The sequence below is a fragment of the Mesorhizobium sp. M0778 genome (assembly GCF_040320105.1).
In the GTDB taxonomy this organism is placed as follows: domain Bacteria; phylum Pseudomonadota; class Alphaproteobacteria; order Rhizobiales; family Rhizobiaceae; genus Mesorhizobium.
The window spans coordinates 68,880-91,750 of the sequence record NZ_JAMYPA010000002.1 but is presented as its reverse complement, the minus strand read 5'-3'; the positions used below and the strand labels follow the sequence as shown (position 1 = coordinate 91,750).

Genomic DNA, 22,871 nt, shown 5'->3' with positions numbered 1-22,871 from the left:
AACAGCTCTTTGCGGGGGTCGCGAAGCATGGCACGGTCGAAAACAAACCAACGGCCGATCGTCGTCGTCACCGAAGGCGGCCCGCATATCTGGGCGATCGTCAACGCCATCGCCGACCACCTCGCGCCTGTCAGCGTCATCCTCGAAACCCCTGAATCCAAAAAACAATTGCTTCTCGGGCGGGCGCGGCGGCAAGGCTGGACCTCGGCCATCGGTCAACTCGGCACGATGATGCTGACCCGGCTCGGCAAGCGCTTCTTCGCCGGCCACGCAGCACGGCTCGCCGCCGAGCAAAAGCTGCAAACCGAACCGAAGCCTGGGCAAAAGATCGTCCAGGTCTCGTCGGCCAACGCGCCGGAGTGCCTGCAGGCGATCGAGAAAATCCAGCCGGGTGTCGTGCTGCTCGCCGGCTGCCGCTTGCTGTCGCGGCAGACGCTGGCGAAAATCCCTTGCCCGGTCCTCAACTACCATGCCGGCATCGCCCCGAAATATCGTGGCATGAACGGCGGCTATTGGGCGCTGGCTTCAGGCGATGCGGAAAACTTCGGCACCACCGTGCATCTGGTCGACGCCGGCGTCGACACTGGCGGGGTGCTGCGGCAGGCACGCGGCAAACCCCAACCTGGCGACACTATTTCAAGCTACGCGTTGCGGCAGGCGGCATTCTCGCGCGACATCTGCGTCGAGGCGGTCAGGGATGCGCTGGTCGGCAAGCTCGGCACGGTCGATCCCGGTCTGCCTTCGAGACAATGGTATCATCCGACGGTCTGGTTCTATCTCTGGACCGGGATAAGAAACGGCGTCTGGTGACACGCGCGCCGATTTACCCGACAGCCACCCGCCGCTAACATTGCATCATGAGCGACATCGACCACCGCACCATCATTGCCGGCCTTTCGGTTGAGGAACGTCGCGACCTCACCGCCCGGGTCGACGGGCCAGGCATTGTCCGGCTGGCCGTCCATGGCGGGCTGGTTGTCGTGCTGGGCGCACTGATCGCCGCCCGCATCCCGTTCTGGCCGCTTCTCGTCTTGCCGCAGGGGATCCTGATCGTCTTCTTCTTCACGCTGTTGCACGAGACCATCCATGAAACGGCGTTCAGAACGGCGTGGCTCAATCGCGCTGTTGCCGCCGTGGCCGGCTTCTTGATCCTGCTGCCGCCCGCATGGTTCCGCTATTTCCATTTCGCCCATCACCGCCACACCCACGACCCGGACAACGACCCCGAACTGATGGCCCCGAAGCCGGAGACCATCGGCCAATATCTGCGCTATCTGTCCGGCGGCCCCTATTGGATAGGCATGGCTCGTGTGTTCGCAACCAATGCGGCGGGCCGCAACCGCGACGGCTTTGTGCCGGAAAAGGGCCGCGGCAAGGTGGTTATTGAAGCGCGGCTGTTCCTGATCGGCTATGCGGTGTTGCTGGCCGGATCGCTCGCCGCACAGTCGGCGCTGCTGTTGTGGGTCTGGATCGTGCCGGTGCTGGTCGGACAGCCGTTTTTGCGGGCCTACCTGCTGGCCGAGCACGCATTGTGCCCGCATGTCGCCAACATGCTCGAGAACACCCGTACCACCTTCACCACAAGGCTGGTGCGCTTCGTGGCTTGGAACATGCCGTACCATTCCGAGCACCATTCCTATCCGGCCGTTCCCTTCCATCGCCTGCCGCGCTTCCATGAGATCATCGCGGAGCATTTACGCACGACCGAACGAGGTTACGTGCGCTTCCACAGGAAACTGGTCGGCAGCTTCGATGGCCGCGCCGGCTGACCAGTGCTGGAAGAGACTCCGCTTTCAGCCGCAGCCGTCGATTGCGTCGCTTTTGAAGGCCCCCGCGTCGTCCCATAACAAGCAGCCCAACAGCGCTTCCGGCAATGCTCGAAACCACTGCATCGGCCCAAAGGATCGGAATCGATCTTCGGAGGGCACGATGCAACGGAGTTAGGTGGTAGAGCATCGTTTGTGCGTTCGATTGGACGCGCGGCGCTCTCCAGGAGCAGGAATTCATGGCCGATCTGATCGTCGTCTACTGGCGCGACATCCCCGCCCAGGTCATCATCAAGAAGGGCCGGCAGAACGCCAAGCGCGAACTGCCGCTGCGCTTCACCGAGGCGATCGACATGTGCGCCATGCGCACCGGCGCCGGCGGCACCGACGACTATCTTGCCGAATGGCGCAAGGCAGAGCCCGTCCCAGTCAGTGACGATCTTGAAGTCGAGGCCGAGAAGGCTCTTCAGGAGCTCGATGCGAAATACGACCGTGAGCGGCTGGTCGCTCTGGTCAAGGCGGGCGGCAAAGAAAATGTCTGATCCCCAATCAATGCCGGCGACGACGGCTCAAGCCGGCGTGACCCAGGCGACAATCGTCAAGAAGGCGGCGCCGAAATCCGACTACAAGCCGGCTGACGTGTCGCCGCAGCGGCGCGTGCAGCGCTCGTTTGCGGTGCGGCTTTGGTCGGTGCGGCATTCGCGGCTGCTCGAATGGTTCTACGCCAAATTCGCCGACATGTTCCTGACTCTCCACCCGCTATGGAAGGGCATCGGCTACAGCCGTGTCGAAGGGCCGGTGAAATTCGTCGAGAAGCGCGTCAAGGGCTTCATGTTCGACTGCCGCATGTGCGGTCAGTGCATTCTTTCCTCGACCGGCATGTCGTGCCCGATGAACTGCCCTAAGCAATTGCGCAACGGCCCTTGCGGCGGTGTGCGCGCCAACGGCAATTGCGAGGTCGAGCCTGATATGCCTTGCGTCTGGGTCAAGGCCTGGGAAGGCTCGCAGAACATGGTGCATGGCGACAAGATTTTGGACGTGCAGAAGCCGGTGGATCAGTCCTTGCGCGAAACCTCCGCCTGGCTGCGGGTGACCGCGCAGGCCGCGGCCGCCCGCAATGGGGTCCAGAATACTACCAACACCGGGGCGTCGGCATGATCGGCCGCCAGCCAGACGAGAATCCCGCCGGCATCCATTTGCCGCTCGATCCCCTACCCGGCCACACCTCGCGCGGCCGGCTTGAGCGGGTCCTGCGACGCGGCGAGTTCGCAGTGACGACCGAGCTCAATCCGCCCGACAGCGCCGATCCGGAAGACGTCTACAACCGCGCCAGGATTTTCGACGGCTGGGTCGACGCCATCAATGCCGTCGACGCTTCCGGGGCCAACTGCCACATGTCGTCGGTCGGTATTTGCGCGCTGCTGACCCGCATGGGTTATGCCCCGATCATGCAAATCGCCTGCCGCGACCGGAACCGCATCGCCATCCAGGGCGACGTGCTGGGGGGTGCCGCGATGGGTGTTGCCAACATGCTGTGCCTGACTGGCGACGGCGTGCAGGCCGGCGACCAGCCCGGCGCCAAGCCGGTGTTCGATCTCGACTGCATGTCGCTGCTCGAAACCTGCCGCATCATGCGCGATAACGGCAAATTCCTGTCCGGCCGCAAACTCACCACGCCGCCGCAGCTTTTCCTTGGCGCGGCCATCAACCCGTTCGCGCCGCCGATCGATTTCCGGCCGTATCGGCTGGGCAAGAAGATCGCCGCCGGCGCGCAGTTCGTGCAGAGCCAGTACTGCTTCGACGTACCGATGTTCCGCACCTACATGCAGAAGGTCCGCGACCTCGGCTATACCGAGAAATGCTTCATCCTGTGCGGAGTCGGGCCGCTGGCCTCGGCCAAGACGGCCAGATGGGTCCGCTCCAACGTGCCGGGCATTCACATTCCCGATCAGATCGTCAAGCGCCTGGAAGGCGCTCAGGATCAGAAGAAGGAAGGCAAGCAGCTCTGCATCGACATCATCAATGAGGTGAAGGAAATTCCAGGTGTGTCCGGCGTCCATGTGATGGCCTATCGCCAGGAAGAGTATGTCGCCGAGATCGTCGACGAGTCCGGCGTGCTGAAGGGCCGTCGGCCGTGGAAGCGCGAAATCCGCCGCGACGACCAGCTCGTTGCCGACCGGCTCGACCACATACTGCATGACGACCTCACCGAAACCCAGGTCGACATGGTCAAGACCGCGCATTGACAGCGCGAATCGTCAGCATTCGCTTGATCAGAAACAGATAACGATATAAAGAACTCTTTATATCACGATGGAGAGATTTCATGACCCGGACCATCGTCGCCTCGGCGACACGAGAAATCATCATCGGCTTCGATCAGCCCTTCTGCGTGATCGGCGAGCGCATCAACCCGACCGGCCGCAAAAAGCTGGCCGCCGAAATGATCGCGGGCAATTTTGAGACCGTCATCAGGGATGCGCTGGAACAGGCCGCCTGCGGCGCAACCATGCTCGACGTCAATGCCGGCGTCACCTCGGTCAACCCGAACGAGACCGAACCCGGCCTGCTGGTGCAGACCCTGGAGATCGTGCAGGGCCTGGTCGACCTGCCGCTGTCGATCGACTCCTCGGTGACCGCGGCGATCGAAGCGGCGCTGAAAGTCGCCAAGGGCCGACCGCTGGTCAACTCCGTCACTGGCGAGGAGGAAAAGCTCGAGGCCATCCTGCCTCTGGTCAAGAAATACAACGTTCCGGTCGTCGCCATTTCCAACGACGAGACCGGTATTTCGATGGACCCCGACGTGCGCTTTGCCGTCGCCAAGAAGATCGTTCAGCGCTGCGCAGACTTCGGTATTCCGGCGCATGACGTGGTCGTCGACCCGCTGGTCATGCCGATCGGCGCGTTGGGCGATGCCGGCCGCCAGGTGTTTGCACTGCTACGCCGCCTGCGCGAGGAGCTCAAGGTCAACACCACCTGCGGCCTCTCTAACATCTCGTTCGGCCTGCCGCACCGTCATGGCATCAACGCCGCCTTCATTCCGATGGTGATCGGCGCCGGCATGACCTCGGCGATCATGAACCCGGTGCGGCCGCAGGAAATGGAAGCGGTGCGTGGCGCCAATGTGCTGAACGGCACCGATGAGAACTGCACCAACTGGATCAGGACCTACAAGGATTACAAGCCTGCCGAAGGCGGCCAGGCCGTTGCCGCCCGGACGCAGGTCAACGCGCCGGGCGATGGCAATGGCAATGGCGGACGCAGGCGCGGCGGCCGCGAAGCGCGGATGGCCCGGGGTTGAGCCATGGCTTGGCCGACACGATATGGGGCTTAGGACTGGGGAGGAACCGAAACACTGCGGCATCGCTGCCGCGGCCAAGACCTGAGCAGCGTAGAAAGTAAAGTCTGGAACGTATGAACTCTCCCGTCAACATCACCGATCCGCTCGTGCTGTTCATGCCGTCTGGCAAGCGGGGGCGGTTTCCGGTCGGCACGCCGGTGCTGGATGCCGCGCGCCAGCTCGGTGTCTATGTCGAGAGCGTGTGCGGCGGGCGTGCCACTTGTGGGCGTTGCCAGATTGAGGTGCAGGAAGGCAATTTCGCCAAGCACAAGATCGTTTCCTCCAACGACCACATCTCGCCCAAGGGCGCAAAGGAAGAGCGCTACGAGCGCGTTCGTGGGCTGCCCGAACGCCGCCGCCTGTCCTGCTCGGCGCAGATTCTCGGCGATCTCGTCGTCGACGTGCCGCAGGACACCGTCATCAACGCGCAAACCATCCGCAAAGACGCCGACACCAGGGTCATCGCCCGCGATGCGGCAATCCGCATGTGCTATGTCGAGATCGAAGAACCCGACATGCACAAGCCGCTCGGCGACCTCGACCGCCTGAAAATCGCGCTGATGAAGGACTGGGGCCTCAAGAGCCTCGATTTCGATTTCCATCTGTTGCCGCAGGTGCAAGGCATTTTGCGCAAAGGCAACTGGGCAGCGACCGCCGCCATCCACAAGGACACCGACAGCGAGACCGCACGGGTCATCGCCTTGTGGCCAGGCCTCAAGAACGAGGCGTACGGGCTTGCCTGCGATATCGGCTCGACCACGATCGCCATGCATCTGGTGTCGTTGCTATCGGGCCGCGTCGCCGCCTCGTCGGGTACATCCAATCCGCAGATCCGCTTCGGCGAGGATCTGATGAGCCGCGTCTCTTACGTGATGATGAACCCGGACGGCCGCGAAGGCATGACAGTCGCCGTGCGCGAGGCCATTTCGGGCCTCGTCGACAAGGTCTGCGCCGAAGGCAGCGTCCAGCGCAACGACATACTGGATTCCATTTTCGTCGGTAATCCGATCATGCACCATCTGTTCCTCGGCATCGATCCGACCGAGCTCGGCGGCGCTCCCTTCGCGCTAGCGATCTCCGGCGCCGTCCACATCAAGGCATCGGATATCGGCCTGAAGCTCAACCAGGGCGCCAGGCTTTATATGCTGCCTTGCATTGCCGGCCATGTCGGCGCCGATGCGGCGGCGGTGACGCTGTCGGAGGGGCCGCACCGCCAGGACGAAATGATGCTGATCGTCGATGTCGGCACTAATGCCGAGATCGTGCTCGGCAATCGCCAGCGGGTCGTGGCGGCATCCTCGCCGACCGGCCCGGCCTTTGAGGGCGCGGAAATCTCCGGCGGCCAGCGCGCCGCACCGGGTGCCATCGAGCGCGTCCGTATCGATCCCGAAACGCTGGAGCCCAAATATCGCGTCATCGGCTCGGAACTCTGGTCCGACGAGCCGGGCTTCCTCGACAGCGTGCAGGCGACCGGCGTCACCGGCATCTGCGGCTCCGGCATCATCGAGGTAGTCGCCGAGATGTATCTCGCCGGCGTCATCTCCGAGGACGGTGTCGTCGACGGATCGCTGAGCGCCCGCTCGCCGCGCGTCGTCGCCAACGGCCGCACCTTCTCCTATGTGCTGAAGGAAGGCGGGCCCAAGATCACCATCACCCAGACCGACGTGCGCGCTATCCAGCTTGCCAAGGCCGCCCTTTATGCCGGCACCAAGCTTTTGATGGAAAAGCAGCACACTGATCATGTCGACCGCATCCACTTCGCCGGTGCATTCGGCTCGTTCATCGACCCGAAATACGCAATGGTGCTGGGCCTGATCCCGGATTGCGACCTCGACAAGGTCTCGGCCGTTGGCAATGCGGCCGGCGCCGGTGCCCGCATGGCGCTGTTGAACCGCGGCTATCGCCGCGAGATCGAGGAAACCGTCAGCAGGATCGAGAAGATTGAGACGGCCCTGGAGCCGAAATTCCAGGAGCATTTCGTCTACGCCATGGCGCTGCCGAACAAGATCGACCCGTTCCCCAAGCTTTCGGCGGCGGTCAAACTGCCGCCGCGCAAGACGGTGAGCGAAGACGGCATTGCCGGCGACGCCGCCCCGCGGCGGCGTTCGCGCGAAGGCCACGCCGCGCGGCGCGGGCGGGGATGACTCGCCCCCGCTAGGCCTGTCATACCTTCCATTTTCATTTGTATGCAAATGTTTCCAGATCGCGCCGATCTGGAAACGAAATCGCGTTTTCGTGAAATCCGCCAGATACATAGGCGGTGCATTTAACCGGCATCGAACGGCAGGCAGAACCAGTTTCCGGCCACCGCAACGCTCCAAAGGAGATCAAGATGTCGATGTTCGAAAGCCTCGGCCGCTATGGTGCGGCCTTCAAGAAAGCACGCGAAGCGCGCAAGTCACTGCGCATCCTGAACAGCCTGCCGCCTGAGATCCAGAAGGACATTGGCTGGCCGGTGTCGCCGCGATCGAGCAAAAAGCAGCTTTCGGTCGGCTGGGGCATGCAGCGCGGATGAAATTCACCGACAAATGCAAGCTGCTCGGTATTCGCCGGGGCCGCAATGCGGCTTCGGCTGCACCCAGCAATTGGCTGCGCGCCGCATTACTGCCCCGGCGTTGAGCTGCGCCGCTGGGCCAGGGACTCCATAGGCCGGACACTTTGTCGCCGGCCGGGATCAAACCACCGTGTTGAGATCGCATAAATCTTGACTTTTTTGGTGGCGACACAATCTTCGAAATAGTCGGGGGTTCTCTTAGTCGGCTCAGCCGAAGTCCGTGTATCTGTATGCCCAGCCTCAAAAGCCACGTCGTGTCGTTCGTCCTCAGGTACAGCCGCAAGAAGGCGTTTTCCAGCCCGGAGAACCTGCAGCGCTGGATCGCCTATGCGCGCAAGACTGAAAACCATCAGCCGCCTGCGTCGCTGCAGTCGCGCCTGGAGATCACAACCCGCACGATCAGCGGCTTCCCCGTCCACGAGATCGCGCCCAAGGCTGGCGAGCGGAGGCGGATTCTCTACCTGCACGGCGGCGCTTACGTCTTTGAAATCACACCCTATCATTGGCGGCTGATCGCGGACATGGCCGACCGTCTCGGGTTCGGCATCACTGTGCCGATCTATCCCATTGCTCCCGAACACGATTTCCACGCCATGTTCGGCATGGTCGGCGCCGTCTACCGCCAGATGTTCGGCGAAACCGGGGCGAATGACATCATCTTCATGGGCGATTCCGCCGGCGGAAACATGGCCGTCGTGCTGACCATGATGGCTGCGCAAGACGGCCTGCCCTTGCCATCACGCCACGTGCTGATTTCGCCCGGCCTCGACGTGTCGCTCGCCAACCCAGAAATGTATGAGGCTGAACGCAACGATCCGTGGCTGGGCATTGCTGGCGGCCGCGAGGCGATCCGGCTTTACAGCGCCGGTATAGATCCCACCGACTGGCGCATCAGCCCGGTTTACGGCGACCTGTCGGTGCTGCCCAAAACGTTGCTGCTGACCGGTTCACGCGATCTGCTCACCCCCGACAATCTGATCTTCGCTGAAAAGGCACGCGCGGCCGGCGTCGAAATTGAGGTCGTCCACGAGCAAGGCATGTTCCATGTCTGGCCGTTGATCGACATGCCGGAGGCGCGACGCGCGCGGGACAGTATAGTGGCCTTCTTGACCAACGAAACTGACAGTTATCATGCCACGGCAGGCGTGTTGTCGCTGCAGAGGACAGACCGCGACGGAACCCCTCGCGATCTGGTTGCGCCGCTCAGGTCGTAGTTTGGGTCAGAACTTCCCAGTTTCCCTGAACATCTCAAACGTCGCGCGGATATGGTCGGCGACTGCCTTCACCGGCGCGCTGGCGTCTGGCGTCACCACCATGGCGAGATTGTAGGTGCCGATGTCAGGCATACCGTCCTTCGGGCACAACTCGACCATGTCACTGCCGAGGAACGATTTCGGCAGCGGCGCGACTGCAAGATCCGCCATGATCGCGGCGCGCTGGCCGGCCGTGTGTGCGCTCATATAGGCGATGCGGTAGTTGCGGCCCTCGCGGCCAAGCGCCTCCAATGCCCCTGCCCGCCAGGCACAGCCCTCTTCCCACAATGAGACCGGCAGCGGCTCGCGCAGATGCGCGCAACCGCCCTTGGCACCGGCCCAGACGATCGGCTCTGTGAGCAGCACTTCGGCGCCGATCGCGCTGGTCTTGTAGGAGTTGGTGAGCAGCGTGATGTCGAGCGCCCGGTCGTCCATGCGCCGGCGCAAATTGACGCTCTGGTCGATGGTGACGTCGACTGCGATCGATGGATGCGATTGTGCGAACCGCTTCAGCACATGCGGCAGCACACGTTCGCCGTAATCGTCCGGCGAGCCGAGCCGCACCACCCCGACAATGTCTGGAATGATGAACTTCGACACCACCTCGCGATTGATCGACAGCAGCCGGCGCGCATAGCCGAGCAGCATCTCGCCATCGGTGGTCAGCGTCACCGAACGGGCGTCGCGCGCGAACACCGAGCGGCCGAGAATGTCCTCCAGCTTCTTGATCTGCATGGAGACGGCCGACGGCGTGCGGAAGACCGCATTGGCCGCAGTGGTGAAACTGCCGGTCTCGGCGATTGCGACGAAAGTGCGCAGAACATCGAGATCGAGCAGCGGCAGTGGATGATTGAGTGGGGCGTTCATGGGAAGCGACCTTCAATTTTTCTGATGCAAACCATCATTCCATTTCGTTTGATTGAACATCAGTTTGGGAGGATAGTCAACTCCATCGAAGGCAAGACACGTAGAAGTGGTCCCGAAACAACCATGACACGGACCTGCAATCGACACGAAATGAAGCTGAAACAAACCCGGTGTACCGCCTGACGCTGCAAGCGCCGGGACAATCCCGGCCCAACGCGAAGGAGAATGAGATGTCTATCCTGTCATCCATCGGTCGGATCGCGACCGAGTTCAGCGAGGCCCGTGCCCGCTACCAGACGGAACGCGCCATCCGCGCGCTGCCGATTGAACTGCAGAAGGATATCGGCTGGCCCGAAGCTGCCGATGCCAAGACTGGCACTCGCCATGGTGTGGGATCTTGGGCCGGAGCAAAGTAACCGTGTGTATCAACAGCTGAAGGCCTGCCGCGCAGATCAGCCCGGCAGGCCTTTTTGTTTGTATTCAAATGATTTCCCCGAGCCATGTCGCCGCCGCATGACGCATATGAGCAAGTCGCATAGCAGCCCGCGCCGGCAATCAACACGTTGTAAATAATCGTAAATCCTGGGCAGAATGCCCAAATTTGTCGCATTCCGTGTCGCTTTTCATATCAAGTGCTTCGCTTTTGCGATTTAGTTTCCCCTCACCTAAGCCTATATCATCATCAACAAACGAGCTGCCCCACTCCATCAAGCGAAGGCGACCCGTCTGAGCAACCGAATGGAGATGATCATGAAGCTTTTTGCCCGCCTCTTTGCCCGCCGCGAAATGAACCTGACGACCGCGCTCGAGCGCCAGCGCCTGGCTAACACCATGCCTGGCCAGACCGGTGCCATGGCCGCCGCGCGCCTCGGCTTTGTCGCCTGAAACAGCAAATCTTGGCAGAAGCAGCCTAGCGCTGCTTCGAAGTCGATCCAGCGCCGCTTCGGCTTTGCCGAGGCGGCGTTTTCGTGTGCGCAGACTGTTCGGCTCGTTTGGACAATCCGGCGGCACGTTGTGCCCTTCGCCGCATAGCGATTGCCCATTTGCGACCCATGTCGCAAATAAAGTCTTTCCGTTGCCATCTAGCCAATTGACAGGAAACGTTTTTCCTGATGTCGCTATGCTGATCGCGACATCCTGTTCGCGCCATTGCAGCGTGAGGATCTACCCGTGAACGTCGTAAAGCACCCGATCCGGCGATCGTTTGTATTCTTCCTGATCCCCGATTTCACCATGATCGCCTTCGCGACGGCGCTTGATCCGTTGCGTTCGGCCAACCGCATGCTCGGCTATGAAGCCTATCGCTGGCGGCTCGCCAGCATCGACGGCAAGCCGGTGCGCGCCTCGAATGGCGTCGAATGCGCCGTCAACACCTCGCTGGAGGAAGAGCGCAAGAAAATGTCCGGACCGGACCGGCCGAACATGGCCATCGTCTGCAGCGGCATCAATGTCGAGCGCTACCAGAACAAATCGGCCTTTGCCTGGCTGCGCGAGGAGTACAATCGCGGCGTTGCCGTCGGTGGCCTGTGCACCGGCGCGCATATCCTGGCCGCCGCCGGCCTGCTGTCCAACAAGCGCTGCGCCATCCATTGGGAGAACCTGCCGGGCTTTTCCGAGGCGTTCCCCAAGGCCAATGTCTTCGCCGACCTCTTCGAGATCGACCAGAACATCTACACCTGCGCCGGCGGCACCGCCGCGCTCGACATGATGCTGAAGCTGATCGGCGACGATTTCGACGAGAGCCTCGTCAACCGCGTCTGCGAGCAGGTGCTGACCGATCGCGTGCGCAGCCCGACCGACCGCCAGCGCCTGCCGCTACGCGCCCGTCTCGGCGTGCAGAATTCCAAGGTTCTGACCATTATCGAGCTGATGGAGGCCAATCTCTCCGAGCCGCTCTCGCTGATCGAGATCGCTGACCATGTCGACCTGTCGCGCCGGCAGATCGAGCGCCTGTTCCGCACCGAGATGGGGCGCTCCCCTGCCCGTTACTATCTGGAAATCCGCCTCGACCGCGCCCGGCACCTGCTGATCCAGTCGTCGTTGCCGGTGGTCGAAGTGGCAGTCGCCTGCGGCTTTGTTTCCGCCTCGCATTTCTCCAAATGCTATCGCGAACTCTATGCCCGCTCGCCGCAACAAGAACGCGTCGACCGCAAGCAGCTTCTGGCGGCTTGATCCGAGCCATCAGCTGAAGAAAGTCCACTGAGTTAATGCGCTTCGGCCGTGCGCATTGCCTCGACGCGGATGTCTTCCGTCAGCCGCGCCTTCAGTGCCGAAAACTCCGGGCTGGTCTTCAGCGTATAGTGGCGCGGATGCGGCAGGTCGACGGCAACGTCCGACTTGATGCGGCCGGGCCGCGCCGTCATCACCACCACGCGCGACGCCATGAAGATCGCCTCCTCGATGTCGTGGGTGACGAACAGCACCGTCTTTTGCCGGCGCTCCCAGATGCCGAGAAGCAGTTCCTGCATCAGCCCGCGGGTCTGGTTGTCGAGTGCGCCGAACGGCTCGTCGAGCAGCAGGATCTCCGGATCGTTGGCCAGTGCCCGGGCAATCGCCGTGCGTTGCTGCATGCCGCCGGAAAGCTGCTTCGGCCAATGGTTCTCAAAACCTTTCAGACCGACCAGATCGACATAGGACGCGACGATGTCGCTGCGCTCGCGCTCGGCCATTCCACGTTCGCGCAGGCCGAAGGCGATGTTCTCGGCGACCGTCAGCCACGGGAACAGCGTATAGGACTGGAAAACCATGCCACGGTCTGGACCCGGCCGGTCCACCGCCTTGCCGTCGAGCAACACGCGGCCCTCACTCGGCGCTTCGAGGCCGGCGACGATCCTGAGCAGCGTCGATTTTCCACAGCCGGACGGCCCGAGGATGGTGATGAAGTCGTTGGCGGCGACCGCCAGATCGATCGGCATCAGCGCCTGGACCGGTTGCCCGCCGCCGACACCGGCAAACGTGCGCGAGACGCCTTCAATAAGAAGCTTGCTCACGCCAGGCTCCATGGAAACAGCCAACGGTTGAGCGCCTTGAAGGCGAAATCGGACAACAGCCCAATCAGGCCGATGACGATGATGCCGAAGATGATCTGCCCCGTCGCCAGCCGCGATTGGCTGTTGATGATCATGTAACCGATGCCCGACGACGAGCCGATCAGCTCGGCGACGATGACATAGGTCCAGGCCCAGCCGAGCACCAGGCGCAGGGTCTCGGCAATCTCCGGCGCATTGGCCGGCATGATCACGCGCCGCACGATGCCGTTGTCGGACGAGCCAAGCGTGTAGGCCGCCTCGACCAGGTCGCGCCGTGTGCCGCCGACCTTGACCGCGATGATCAGGATGATCTGGAATACCGAGCCGACGAAGATCACTAGTAGTTTTTCGAGCTCGCCGACACCCGCCCATAGGATGAGCAGCGGGATGAAGGCCGATGCCGGCAGATAGCGGGCGAAGGAGACGAACGGCTCCAGGAACGCTTCCACCGGCTTCCAGGCCCCCATCACGATGCCGAGCGGCACGGCCACGATGGCCGCCATCAGAAACCCGCCGAAGACGCGCCAGATGGTGATGAGGATGTCGAGCCAGAAGCGGTCCTCGACCAGCAGCCGCCAGCCGTCTCTCAGCATCGAAAGCGGATCGGCAAGGAAGATGCGATTGACGTGGCCGCCAAGCGTGATCCATGCCCAGAACGCCACGAACAGCACGAAGAACGAGATGCCGAGCACGGTTCGAATGCCCGGCGAGACCGGATGCAAGGGGCGCGGCATCGTCAACCGTCCTTTGATCTGAATGAAAAGGCGGCGGCGCAGGGCGCCGCCGCCGGGCGACAATTCTACCGGTCAGTCCGCGACGGCGCTGGTGTCGGCCAATGTCGAGACGTCGGGCGCTTCTTTGATCAGTCCCATCTGCAGCAGAAGCTCGCCGGCAGTCTTGGAAAAGTCCTGGAATTCCTTGGTGAAGAACTGCTTGTTTTCGGCCTTGTCCGCCCATTTCAGATATTTGGCCGACTCTTCGAACTCCTTGGCCGACTGCTTCACGTCGGCGCCCATGGTCTCATAGGATTTCGCCGGATCGCTCTTGATCAGGGCGAGTGCCTCGAAATAGCTGTCGGCAAGCGCCTTGGCCGCATCCGGATTGGCCTTGAGGAACTCCGGCGTGCAGCCGACCGTGTCGAGCACCATCGGATAGTCGAGAGTGGTCACAAGGATATGGCCCTGGTCGGATTTTTCGCGCACCGCCGAGATGAACGGCTCGTAGGTGACTGCCGCATCGTTCTGTCCGGCAAGAAACGCCTGCGCCGCCGCATCCGGCTCCAGATTGACGACCGTCACGTCCTTGGTCGACATGCCGTTCTTGTTGAGCACCCAGGCCAGCATGAAATAGGGCGACGTGCCCGGCGCCGATGACGCAACCGACTTACCCTTGAGGTCGGCAACGGTCTTGATGTCGTTGCGGGCGACGATGCCGTCGGCGCCGTAGGACTTGTCGAGCTGGAATATCTGCTTAGTCGTCACACCGTTGGCGTTCCAGACCAGCCAGGTCTCGACCGTGGTGGCGGCGCATTGCAGGTCGCCGCTGGCGATGGCGAGCGGCCGGCTGGCTTGCGGCACCTTCTTCAAGGTGACGTCGAGGCCATGCTTTTCGAAGATGCCGGCCTGCTTGGCGAGCGTCAGCGGCGCAAAGCCCGTCCATCCGCTGATGCCGATGCTGACCGATGTGGCGGCTATCGCCGGCGCGCACAACCCAGCGGCAAGCGCCAAGCCTGTGGCAAGAATTCCGATCCTGTTCATGTCGGTTCCCCTTTTTTGTTCGGATGGGAATTGTGTCACAGACGCCCGCAGGCTTGTCAATGAAGCCGATGCTGCACTGCGGTATGTGGCCGCCGGCAGCAAACTTCGCCATTAGCGGCTGTTGTACATCCAGCTGCGGTCGCGCCACATTTTTTCGCCGACCAGGCAGTCGGTGACGGGGATGTCCTGTGCCAGCACCAATGGCGGATGCGCCGCCTCTTCCGTCGCTCGCTGCGGCGAGGCCGGACCGGCAAGCTCCAGCACCAGCTTGCGGCGGATGGCCTCCGGAAACTGCGTCCAGTCATTGACCGGGATCATGAAGGAACCTGGCCCACCGATGACGCAATCGCTGTAGTAACGGTCGAGATTGTTGACATCGTAAGCGCTGCTGAACCCGCCGCCCTTGGTCATCAGCGGCAGGCCGTTGACAGTGATGCCCTGCTTGATCACGGCGTCGCGGGTGATGTCGACAGGTGCGCCCTGGTTGTTGGGGCCGTCGCCCGAAATGTCGATCACCCGCTTGACGCCCTGGAAGCCGCTTTCGGCGAACAGATCGCTGGCGAATTCCAGCGCGCCGGAGATGGAGGTGCGCCTGGCACTGGCCGGCGGATGAGCGGAAAGCTGCGCTGCCAGCCGCTCGGCGTCGGCACGGTTGGCGATTACCGTCCACGGCACAACGACCTGCTGCCAGGTCGCGCCTGCCCATTCGACGTAGGTGACGGCAATCTTGCCGTGAGCGCCGTCGCCGATTGCCTGCAGCACGTCGTCGTGCGTCAGCGCCGCCGCATAGCCGTGGCGCTGGATTTCGAGCTCGTCGGGCGACATGGACAAGGACACGTCGACTGCCAGCACCAGTTCGACGTCAACCGGCTCGGCGGCGCGGGAGATTGCCGCCGGCCATAGCACCGACGCCAGCGCGGCGGCACCCGAGACGAGATGTCTTGCACAGGCAAAAGCAGACATGCCGCACGGTAAGCTAAAATCGACGACCGACAAAGAGGAAAGCCCGGCCGAGAGCGCGGCTGTTCCAGTCACGTTTTTGCGAGCACGTCTCTAAGTTCAGCTGCGCGGATTGAGGTTCTCCGGGTCGTAGAGCGGCCTGTAGCCGACGGCGGCCACTTCGACCGGGTATTTCTCGCCGAAATATTCGACGCTCAACTTGCGGCTCTCCTGGCAATAAGCCCAGGGCAGGTAGGCGAGCGCGATATTCTTGCCGAGGGTCGGACCATAGGCCACCGAGGTCGTGAACGACCGACGGCCGAGCTCGTCGACCAGCGTCTCACCGGTTTGCGGGTCCATCACCGGCATCGTGCCGACCGGATAGCGGGGAACGCCGTTGGAATCGGTATTGTCCGTCATCACAAGGGTGCAAAGCATGGCCGGCTGATGCGCCCGGGCGCGATATTCCAGATGCTTTGCCTTGCCGCAGAAATCGGCCTCCTTGACCTTCGGCCGGGCAAGATCAGCCTCCAGCAGATTGTACTCGGTCAAGAGATCCGCGTTCTGCAGGCGCAGGCTCTTCTCCATGCGGCGGCTGTTGGCATAGGTCTCGACGCCAAAGGCCATTACGCCGGTCGACCGCAGGGCGTCCCAGACGGCTAGGCCGTCCTCGTAGCGCATATGCAGTTCCCAGCCTTGCTCGCCGACATAGGAGATGCGGAAGGCGGTCACGTCCTTGCCGGCGATCCTGACAGGCTTGATGGCGGCAAAGGGAAAATTCTCCGGCGTCAGTCCGTCGGGATTTTCCACGACCTTGCTCAATGCCGCCCGCGCATTCGGACCCCAGATGCCGACGGTCACGTACTTCTCGGTCACGTCGGTGACGGTAACGTCGAAGCCTTTGTCTTCTGCCGTCCGGCGCATGTACTGGAAGTCGCGCGGTCCGGCATCGGCGCCGTCGATCACGCGGCAGCGGTCGGCCATGCGGATGACGGTCAGGTCGGCGCGCACCATGCCTTCCTCATCGAGGAAATGGGTATAGATGCCCTTGCCGATATTGCCGTCGCCGCCGATCTTTGCCGCGCACAGCCATTCCATCAGCGCGACGTGATCGGGGCCTTCGACGTCGTACATGGCGAAATGCGACAGGTTGACGATGCCGCAATCCTCGCTCATGGCGAGATGCTCGGCATTCGAGACGCGCCAGAAATGGCGGTTGTCCCACTCGTTTTGACGCATCGGCACCCGGTTGCCGTATTTCTCGAGCAAATGCTCGTTGGCGGCGTAGCCATGGGCGCGTTCCCAGCCGCCGAGCTCCATGAAATAGCCGCCGAGTTCCTTCTCGCGCTCCCAGAAGGGCGAGCGGCGGACATTGCGGGCCTTGGAGAAGGGTTCGCGCGGATGCACCGCCGGGTTGTAGACCTTCATCGCCGTTTCGGTGCAGCGGTCCCAGATGAACTGCTCTTTCGTCTGGTGCGGATAGAAGCGCGAATAGTCGATGGCGTGGCGGTCGATCGCCGTGCGGCCGTCCGTCATCCAGTCGGCGATGAGCTTGCCCATGCCCGGGCCATCCTTGACCCAGATGGCAACGGCATACCAGAGGCCCCTGACCTTCTGGCTTTCGCCCATCGACGGGCCGCCGTCCGCCGTCACCTGCAGCAGGCCGTTGAAGGAATGGCTCTCATTGTAGCCCAACTCGCCCAGGATCGGCGTCAGTTCCATGGCGCGCTCGAGCGGCGCCATGATCTGCTCCATGTCGAGATCGCGCTGCGACGGCGAAAGCCGTGCCTCGTTTTTCTCGAGAATGTCGCGCGGATGGCAAAGGCGCGGATTGGTCTCTTCGTAGTAGCCCCACTCGATCTGCCCGCCTTCGGCCGTCTTGGGATCGCCGGTATCGCGCATGTAAGCCGAGTTGCCCTGGTCGCGCAGCAGCGGCCAGCCGATCTCCTTGCCGGTGCCGGCGAACTCGGTGTACGGCCCGAAGAAGGTAAGCGGATGGTCGATCGGCATCACGGGCAGGTCCTCGCCCGCCATTTCCGCAATAAGCCGTCCCCAGATTCCGGTGCAGACCACGACATAGTCGGCTTCGATAGTGCCGCGGTCGGTCACCACGGCCTTGATGCGGCCGTTCTCGATGACGAGCGACTTGGCGGAGGTATTGGCAAACGCCCTGACTTTGCCGGAGGCTTCCGCCTGGTCGACCAGCTTGCCGGCGACCGTCTGCGAGCGCGGGATGACGAGGCCGGCGTCGGGATCCCACAGGCCGCCCTGTACCATCTGTTCTTCGATCAGCGGGAATTTTTCCTTGATCTCGGCGGGATCGATCAGGCGGGCGCGTGTGCCGAAGGCCTTCGCCGAGGCGATCTTGCGCTTGATCTCCGCCATGCGGGCGTCGTCGCCGACGCGGGCGACCTCGAGGCCGCCGATGCGCGCGTAATGGCCCATCTTTTCGTAGAAATCGATGGAATAGAGCGTCGTCCAGCACGACAGGAAATCGTGGCTGGTCGTGTAGCAGAAGTCGGAGGCATGCGCCGTCGAGCCGATATCCGTCGGGATGCCTGATTTGTCGATGCCGACAATATCGTCCCATCCGCGCTCGATCAGGTGATGGGCGACCGATGCGCCGACGATGCCGCCAAGCCCGACGATGACGACCTTCGCCTTTTCCGGAAACCCTGCCATTGCCCGCGACTCCAAGATGCTATTGCGCCAGACTATAGGGCGGCGCCGCGCCGCGCTTGCAGCCTGTTTGCGACATCGCCAAAAAAGCCCGCGCCACCAGCCCGTCGAATGCAGTTAGACCTACGCCTTCGCCCTGCTCAGTACGAAGGCGCTGCTAGAGCCCGTCCTGCGCAGCTTCGAAGAAAAGTGCATACCTTCATCGCCGATTACCGGAAGCAAATAAAAGGCCGGGCGTTTGCCCGGCCTTCAAAAAATCATGGCGTCGACTTTACTTGATGCGCGCGACGCCGCCCGAGATCTCAATGGTCTCCGAACCGGTCAGCGCCTCGAGGTCGCCATTCGGCAAGGTAACAAAACAGCCGCTCGGGCAAAATTCCACGGTTTCGCCGGCGGCCAGCGCCAGCTCGGTCTTGCCGCCGCCTTCGGTCACGATCAGCGTGCGGGTCTCAGCGTCCTTGTTGACCGCGCTGGCGGCATGGGCCGAACCGCCCACGGCCAGAAAAGCGATGGCGGCGACGAGAGACTTCCACATTTTGCAGTATCGGTGTTGCCACCGCCTCTGTTGCATTTTGCAAGGCATTCTCGCCGTTTGCAGGTGAGCTTATATGCAATGCAAGCTGAACGGCAACTGAATGCCGCATTCATGCCGCAATTGGTTTCCGAAGGCTTGAAGGCAAGCTCCAAACAGCTAGTCAGGATCAGGCTTCCGCACCTTGCGTCCCGACTTGGCGAGACGTTTCGCCTCCGCCACTGCCAGTGCTTTTGCTTGCTCTCGCTCGGCGAATTCGACTTCGATCTTGTCGTCGTCGATCGGCCACGCCTCGTGCTTTTTGGTCTCGACGACGGCGCGCGGCGCCGACGGAATTTCGATATGCTGGTCGGCGAACACATCGAAGATTGCAAAGCGGATGTCGTTCTGGACGATATTGCCACTAAGAACGTCTGCCAGGAACACGCGAATCTCGAATTCGAGCGCGGCCGGGCCGAAATTGGAAAACAGCACAAAGGGTTCCGGGTTCTTCAGCACCAGCGGATGGCTGCGTGCGATCTCCAAAAGGACGCCATGCACGTGCTTGACGTCGCTACCATAGGCAACGCCGACCTTGATGTCGACGCGGCCGAGCTTGTTGCGGTGCGTCCAGTTGCCGACCGCATTGTTGATCAGGTTTGAATTGGGCAGGATCACCGATTGCCGTTGGAACGTCTCGATCTCGGTGGCGCGCACGCTGATCTTCTTGACAGTGCCGCTGATGTCGCCGGCGACGATCCAGTCGCCGACCTTGAACGGCCGCTCGGCCAACAGGATCAGGCCCGAGACGAAGTTCGAGACGACATTCTGCAGGCCGAAGCCGATGCCGAGGGACAGCGCACCGGCGACCAGCGCGAGGCTGGAGAGGTCGATGCCGGCGGCCGAGATGCCGACCAGTGCCGCGACGGCGACGCCGGCATAGCCGACCGCCAGCCGGATCGAATTGCGCACGCCGGTGTCGACGCGGCCGCGCGCCATCACCGAGCCGTCCAGCCATCCCTGGAACCAGCGCGTCAGGAAATAGCCGATGATGAAGACAACGACGCCTGAGAGGATGCCGGTGATCGAGATCGTCACCGAGCCGATGGTCAGCCCCGTTGCCAGCTTGTAGGCCCAAGCCTGGATGTCGCCGGGCTGGAAGCCCCACGTCAACAGGATCAGCGGCAGGAACACCAGCACGATCATCACGTTGATGGCGACGCTGACGACCAGGCCGAGCTGGTCGAGCGCGGTCGGCTCATAGCTTGAATTGGCGGATAGCCAACGGCCGATCGAGCTATTGGCGAAGCCGCCTTCCTCGCCGATCGCCCGCGCCGACAGGAAGCCGATATAGGCGGTGACCAGGATGGTGCCGGTGATCACGACCTGCACCGAGACGAACATGGCAAGGCCGATATAGCCGAACAGCGCCGACGCGATGGTGAACAGCCCCAGCGCCACGGCGGTGTAACGCAGCCACGCCGGCCACGGCCGCCAGATCCCGTCGGCGGCCTTGAACGGCTTCAGCAGGCCCATCAGGATCAGGATGACGCCGACGATGATGGTGGCGACAAAGCTTCTGGCGATGGTTAGCGACAGCGGCGAGCCCATCTTGTCGTTCACGACCGACAGGAAATAATTGATGCCGATGGCGACGGCCATGGCCGTCGTCAGCCGCACCAGCCAGCGCGCCGGGCCGGTTTCGACAGGGATCAGACGCCAGTTCGGCAGTCGCGGCTCAAGCGCCGCATTGGTCAGCCGGTTGACGCAGAACACACCCGCGACAACGGCAGCCAGCGCATTCAGGAAGATGCCGATATCGCCGCGCAAGACGTTGTAATAATTGAAAAAGAAAATGGTCGAGGCAAGGAAGACGCCGACTGCCAGCGTCGGCAGCAATGTCGACCAGAACGCCACCGACAGCCGGCTGAGATAGGAGGGATCCTCCACCGAGGGGTCCGCTTCGAACACACGGCCGAACAGGCGCCGCCCGCCGACGAAAAGCACGGCGGCCAAGGCAAGCGCCATCAAGGCCGCGGCAAGAACGGCCTGGAACTTGAACTTGAAGGCAAAGCTCAGCCAGGACGACACCGCCTTGTAGAAACTGGTAAATTCGTTGTTGGCATCGGAAATGACCTCCGGGCTCAATGCATCGGACAGCACGTAGCGCTTGGTGAGCTGGTTGCGGAAAAGCTCGCTGCGCATATTGCCGATCTTCTCGATCAGCCCGCTGATGCGGATCGACAGGTTTTGCGCCGTGGCGATGACGGCATTGATCTCGGCTTTTTCGGAGGCCAGCGCCTGGCGTTCGCCGGTCACGATATCGGGCTCGGCCGGCTGGCCCGCGGCCGGCGGCGGGCCTAGCTGCTCTAGCCGGCTGTTGATCTCGCTCAGCCGCGGCCGGAAAGCGAGCGCGCTGTTGAGCGAGGCACGCGACATTTCTTCCAGCTGCAGCCGAATATCGACAAGGCTGGCGTCATCGTCGCCGTCCTGCTGGAACTTCGTTTCGAGATTGTCGGTCTTCGTCGTCAGGTCCTGGAGGATTTTCTGCTGATCACTGACCAGTCCCGCGGGCGCCTGGCCAAGCCCTTGCGCCACCGCTCGCAACGAAAGCGGCGCCGAGGCGACAAGCATCAGGACCAGAACGAAGCGGAGCAGTCGGAAAAACATGATTGTCTGGCGACTCACGGGCGATAAGGCGTTCTAAAGGCCCGCTCTTGATAAAGACCGACATATCTGGGGGCAAGCCGTCCCTGACGGCCCGCTTTCGAAGTCGGCCATATCCAATCGAAGTCGGGGAGTCGAAAAGCGATGGCGCAATCTTGGCTTTGCGTTGGCCGCCTGCTCTATAGTCTGCCGCCAAGCCTGAAATGGATGACAATAAGAATGGCGGAATATTCGGCCTTTTCGCTTCTCAAGAACGCGCTGACCGGAAACAAGGACTGGAGGCCGGCCTGGCGCAAGCCCGACCCGAAGGCGTCCTACGATGTCATCGTCATCGGCGGCGGCGGCCATGGCCTGTCGACCGCTTACTATCTCGCCAAGGAGCACGGCATCACCAATGTCGCGGTGCTGGAGAAGGGCTGGCTCGGTTCCGGCAATGTCGGCCGCAACACGACGGCCGTCCGCTCCAACTACCTGCTGCCCGCCAACACGCGCTTCTACGAACATTCGATGAAGCTGTGGGAGAACCTGTCGCATGACCTCAACTATAACGTCATGTTCTCGCAGCGCGGCTGCCTGAACCTCGCCCACACACCTGCTCAGCTCGACGACTATGCCCGGCGCGGCAACGCCATGCGCCATCTCGGCGTCGACGCGGAACTGATGACCACGGCGGAGATCGCCCGCCTGGTGCCGGCGCTGGACGTCTCCGCCACGGCGCGTTTCCCGATCGTCGGCGGCCTGATGCAGCGACGCGCCGGCACCGCCCGCCACGATGCGGTCGCCTGGGGATATGCGCGTGGCGCAGATCGCCGCGGCGTCGACATCGTCGAAAACTGCGAGGTCACCGGCTTCCTGCGCGACGGCGACCGCATCACCGGCGTCACGACGACCCGCGGCGAAATCCGCGCTAAAAAGGTAGCGGTCGCGGTGGCCGGCAGCACCGGGCGGGTCATGCGGCTTGCCGGCATCGAGACAATGCCGATCGAGAGCCACGTGCTGCAGGCCTTCGTTACGGAATCGCTGAAACCGTTTATCGATACGGTCCTGACCTTCGGCATGGGCCATTTCTATATGTCGCAATCGGACAAGGGCGGCCTTGTCTATGGCGGCGACCTCGACGGCTACAACAGCTACGCCCAGCGCGGCAGCCTGCCGATCGTCGATGAGGTGATGAGCGAGATGCTGGCGCTGTTCCCGGGGCTCGCCCGCGTCCGCATGCTGCGCTCATGGGGCGGCGTCTGCGACATGTCGATGGACGGCTCGCCAATCATCACCACCGGTCCGCTGCCGGGCATGTATCTCAACTGCGGCTGGTGCTATGGCGGCTTCAAGGCGACGCCGGCTTCCGGCTGGTGCTTTGCCTGGACCATTGCCAAGGACGAGCCGCACGATCTCAACGCGGCCTTCACGCTCGACCGCTTTTACCGTGGCATGGTGATCGACGACAAGGGCCAGGGCGCCACGCCCCGGCTGCATTAGGCCATGATCCCGAACCGCAGGTCCGCGTCA

Annotated in this window: 21 protein-coding genes; 13 read left to right on the top strand and 8 right to left on the bottom strand. The window is 62.5% G+C overall.

Annotation, left to right across the window (positions count from 1 at the left end; translation table 11 throughout):
• The first annotated feature begins 27 nt into the window (after positions 1-27).
• The 9 genes from NKI22_RS04220 to NKI22_RS04180 all read left to right on the top strand — a co-directional run bounded on the left by NKI22_RS04220 (position 28) and on the right by NKI22_RS04180 (position 8,874).
• Positions 28-810: a formyl transferase gene (locus NKI22_RS04220; protein ID WP_352814623.1), complete on the top strand. Its 783-nt coding sequence runs from the start codon at positions 28-30 to the stop codon at positions 808-810.
• A gap of 47 nt (positions 811-857) precedes the next feature.
• Entirely contained in the window at positions 858-1,769 is a 912-nt protein-coding gene (locus NKI22_RS04215) for a fatty acid desaturase family protein (RefSeq protein WP_352814624.1), read from the top strand.
• A gap of 236 nt (positions 1,770-2,005) precedes the next feature.
• Positions 2,006-2,308, top strand: a complete 303-nt coding sequence (locus tag NKI22_RS04210) for a virulence factor (protein ID WP_023719932.1) — start codon at positions 2,006-2,008, stop codon at positions 2,306-2,308.
• The gene (locus tag NKI22_RS04205) at positions 2,301-2,924 is read left to right on the top strand and encodes a methylenetetrahydrofolate reductase C-terminal domain-containing protein (protein WP_352484523.1); all 624 of its coding nucleotides are present in this window, start codon (positions 2,301-2,303) and stop codon (positions 2,922-2,924) included. Before NKI22_RS04210 ends, NKI22_RS04205 begins: the two co-directional genes overlap by 8 nt.
• Complete coding sequence (locus NKI22_RS04200) at positions 2,921-4,012, top strand: methylenetetrahydrofolate reductase (protein WP_023719930.1); 1,092 nt, start codon at positions 2,921-2,923, stop codon at positions 4,010-4,012. The genes NKI22_RS04205 and NKI22_RS04200 overlap by 4 nt, the downstream gene beginning before the upstream one ends.
• Positions 4,013-4,092: 80 nt before the next feature.
• Positions 4,093-5,067: a methyltetrahydrofolate cobalamin methyltransferase gene (locus NKI22_RS04195; protein WP_023719929.1), complete on the top strand. Its 975-nt coding sequence runs from the start codon at positions 4,093-4,095 to the stop codon at positions 5,065-5,067.
• Positions 5,068-5,180: 113 nt separating this feature from the next.
• On the top strand, positions 5,181-7,250 hold the full coding sequence (locus NKI22_RS04190; protein WP_023719928.1) for an ASKHA domain-containing protein: 2,070 nt from the start codon (positions 5,181-5,183) through the stop codon (positions 7,248-7,250).
• A 188-nt stretch (positions 7,251-7,438) separates the two neighbouring features.
• Positions 7,439-7,621: a hypothetical protein gene (locus NKI22_RS04185; protein ID WP_023719927.1), complete on the top strand. Its 183-nt coding sequence runs from the start codon at positions 7,439-7,441 to the stop codon at positions 7,619-7,621.
• A 269-nt stretch (positions 7,622-7,890) separates the two neighbouring features.
• Positions 7,891-8,874, top strand: coding sequence for an alpha/beta hydrolase (locus NKI22_RS04180; protein ID WP_352958242.1), 984 nt, complete (start codon positions 7,891-7,893; stop codon positions 8,872-8,874).
• A 6-nt stretch (positions 8,875-8,880) separates the two neighbouring features.
• Here the strand turns inward: NKI22_RS04180 and NKI22_RS04175 are convergent, their stop codons facing one another.
• On the bottom strand, positions 8,881-9,780 hold the full coding sequence (locus NKI22_RS04175; RefSeq protein WP_023676521.1) for a LysR substrate-binding domain-containing protein: 900 nt from the start codon (positions 9,778-9,780) through the stop codon (positions 8,881-8,883).
• A gap of 230 nt (positions 9,781-10,010) precedes the next feature.
• Between NKI22_RS04175 and NKI22_RS04170 the strand changes: the two genes are divergently transcribed.
• From NKI22_RS04170 to NKI22_RS04160, 3 genes are all read left to right on the top strand, one after another.
• Entirely contained in the window at positions 10,011-10,196 is a 186-nt protein-coding gene (locus NKI22_RS04170; protein ID WP_023719925.1) for a hypothetical protein, read from the top strand.
• Positions 10,197-10,518: 322 nt separating this feature from the next.
• On the top strand, positions 10,519-10,665 hold the full coding sequence (locus NKI22_RS04165; RefSeq protein WP_198030510.1) for a hypothetical protein: 147 nt from the start codon (positions 10,519-10,521) through the stop codon (positions 10,663-10,665).
• A 348-nt stretch (positions 10,666-11,013) separates the two neighbouring features.
• Complete coding sequence (locus NKI22_RS04160) at positions 11,014-11,952, top strand: GlxA family transcriptional regulator (RefSeq protein WP_302895626.1); 939 nt, start codon at positions 11,014-11,016, stop codon at positions 11,950-11,952.
• 32 nt (positions 11,953-11,984) lie between these two features.
• Here the strand turns inward: NKI22_RS04160 and NKI22_RS04155 are convergent, their stop codons facing one another.
• The 7 genes from NKI22_RS04155 to NKI22_RS04125 form a co-directional block, all read right to left on the bottom strand.
• Positions 11,985-12,770: an ABC transporter ATP-binding protein gene (locus NKI22_RS04155; RefSeq protein WP_352791112.1), complete on the bottom strand. Its 786-nt coding sequence runs from the start codon at positions 12,768-12,770 to the stop codon at positions 11,985-11,987.
• Positions 12,767-13,543, bottom strand: a complete 777-nt coding sequence (locus NKI22_RS04150; RefSeq protein WP_352484520.1) for an ABC transporter permease — start codon at positions 13,541-13,543, stop codon at positions 12,767-12,769. Before NKI22_RS04150 ends, NKI22_RS04155 begins: the two co-directional genes overlap by 4 nt.
• A gap of 72 nt (positions 13,544-13,615) precedes the next feature.
• Positions 13,616-14,566, bottom strand: a complete 951-nt coding sequence (locus tag NKI22_RS04145) for an ABC transporter substrate-binding protein (protein WP_352495944.1) — start codon at positions 14,564-14,566, stop codon at positions 13,616-13,618.
• Between the two features lie 111 nt (positions 14,567-14,677).
• Entirely contained in the window at positions 14,678-15,529 is an 852-nt protein-coding gene (locus tag NKI22_RS04140) for a DUF1194 domain-containing protein (protein ID WP_352495943.1), read from the bottom strand.
• Positions 15,530-15,625: 96 nt separating this feature from the next.
• A complete protein-coding gene (locus NKI22_RS04135; RefSeq protein WP_352958240.1) occupies positions 15,626-18,187 on the bottom strand; it encodes a GcvT family protein in 2,562 nt (853 codons plus the stop codon).
• 268 nt (positions 18,188-18,455) lie between these two features.
• A complete protein-coding gene (locus NKI22_RS04130) occupies positions 18,456-18,719 on the bottom strand; it encodes a hypothetical protein (RefSeq protein WP_023676533.1) in 264 nt (87 codons plus the stop codon).
• A gap of 156 nt (positions 18,720-18,875) precedes the next feature.
• A complete protein-coding gene (locus NKI22_RS04125) occupies positions 18,876-21,365 on the bottom strand; it encodes a mechanosensitive ion channel family protein (RefSeq protein ID WP_352484517.1) in 2,490 nt (829 codons plus the stop codon).
• Positions 21,366-21,581: 216 nt separating this feature from the next.
• On the opposite strand from NKI22_RS04125, the gene NKI22_RS04120 reads away from it, so the two are divergent.
• On the top strand, positions 21,582-22,841 hold the full coding sequence (locus NKI22_RS04120) for a sarcosine oxidase subunit beta (protein WP_023719918.1): 1,260 nt from the start codon (positions 21,582-21,584) through the stop codon (positions 22,839-22,841).
• Positions 22,842-22,871 lie beyond the last annotated feature (30 nt).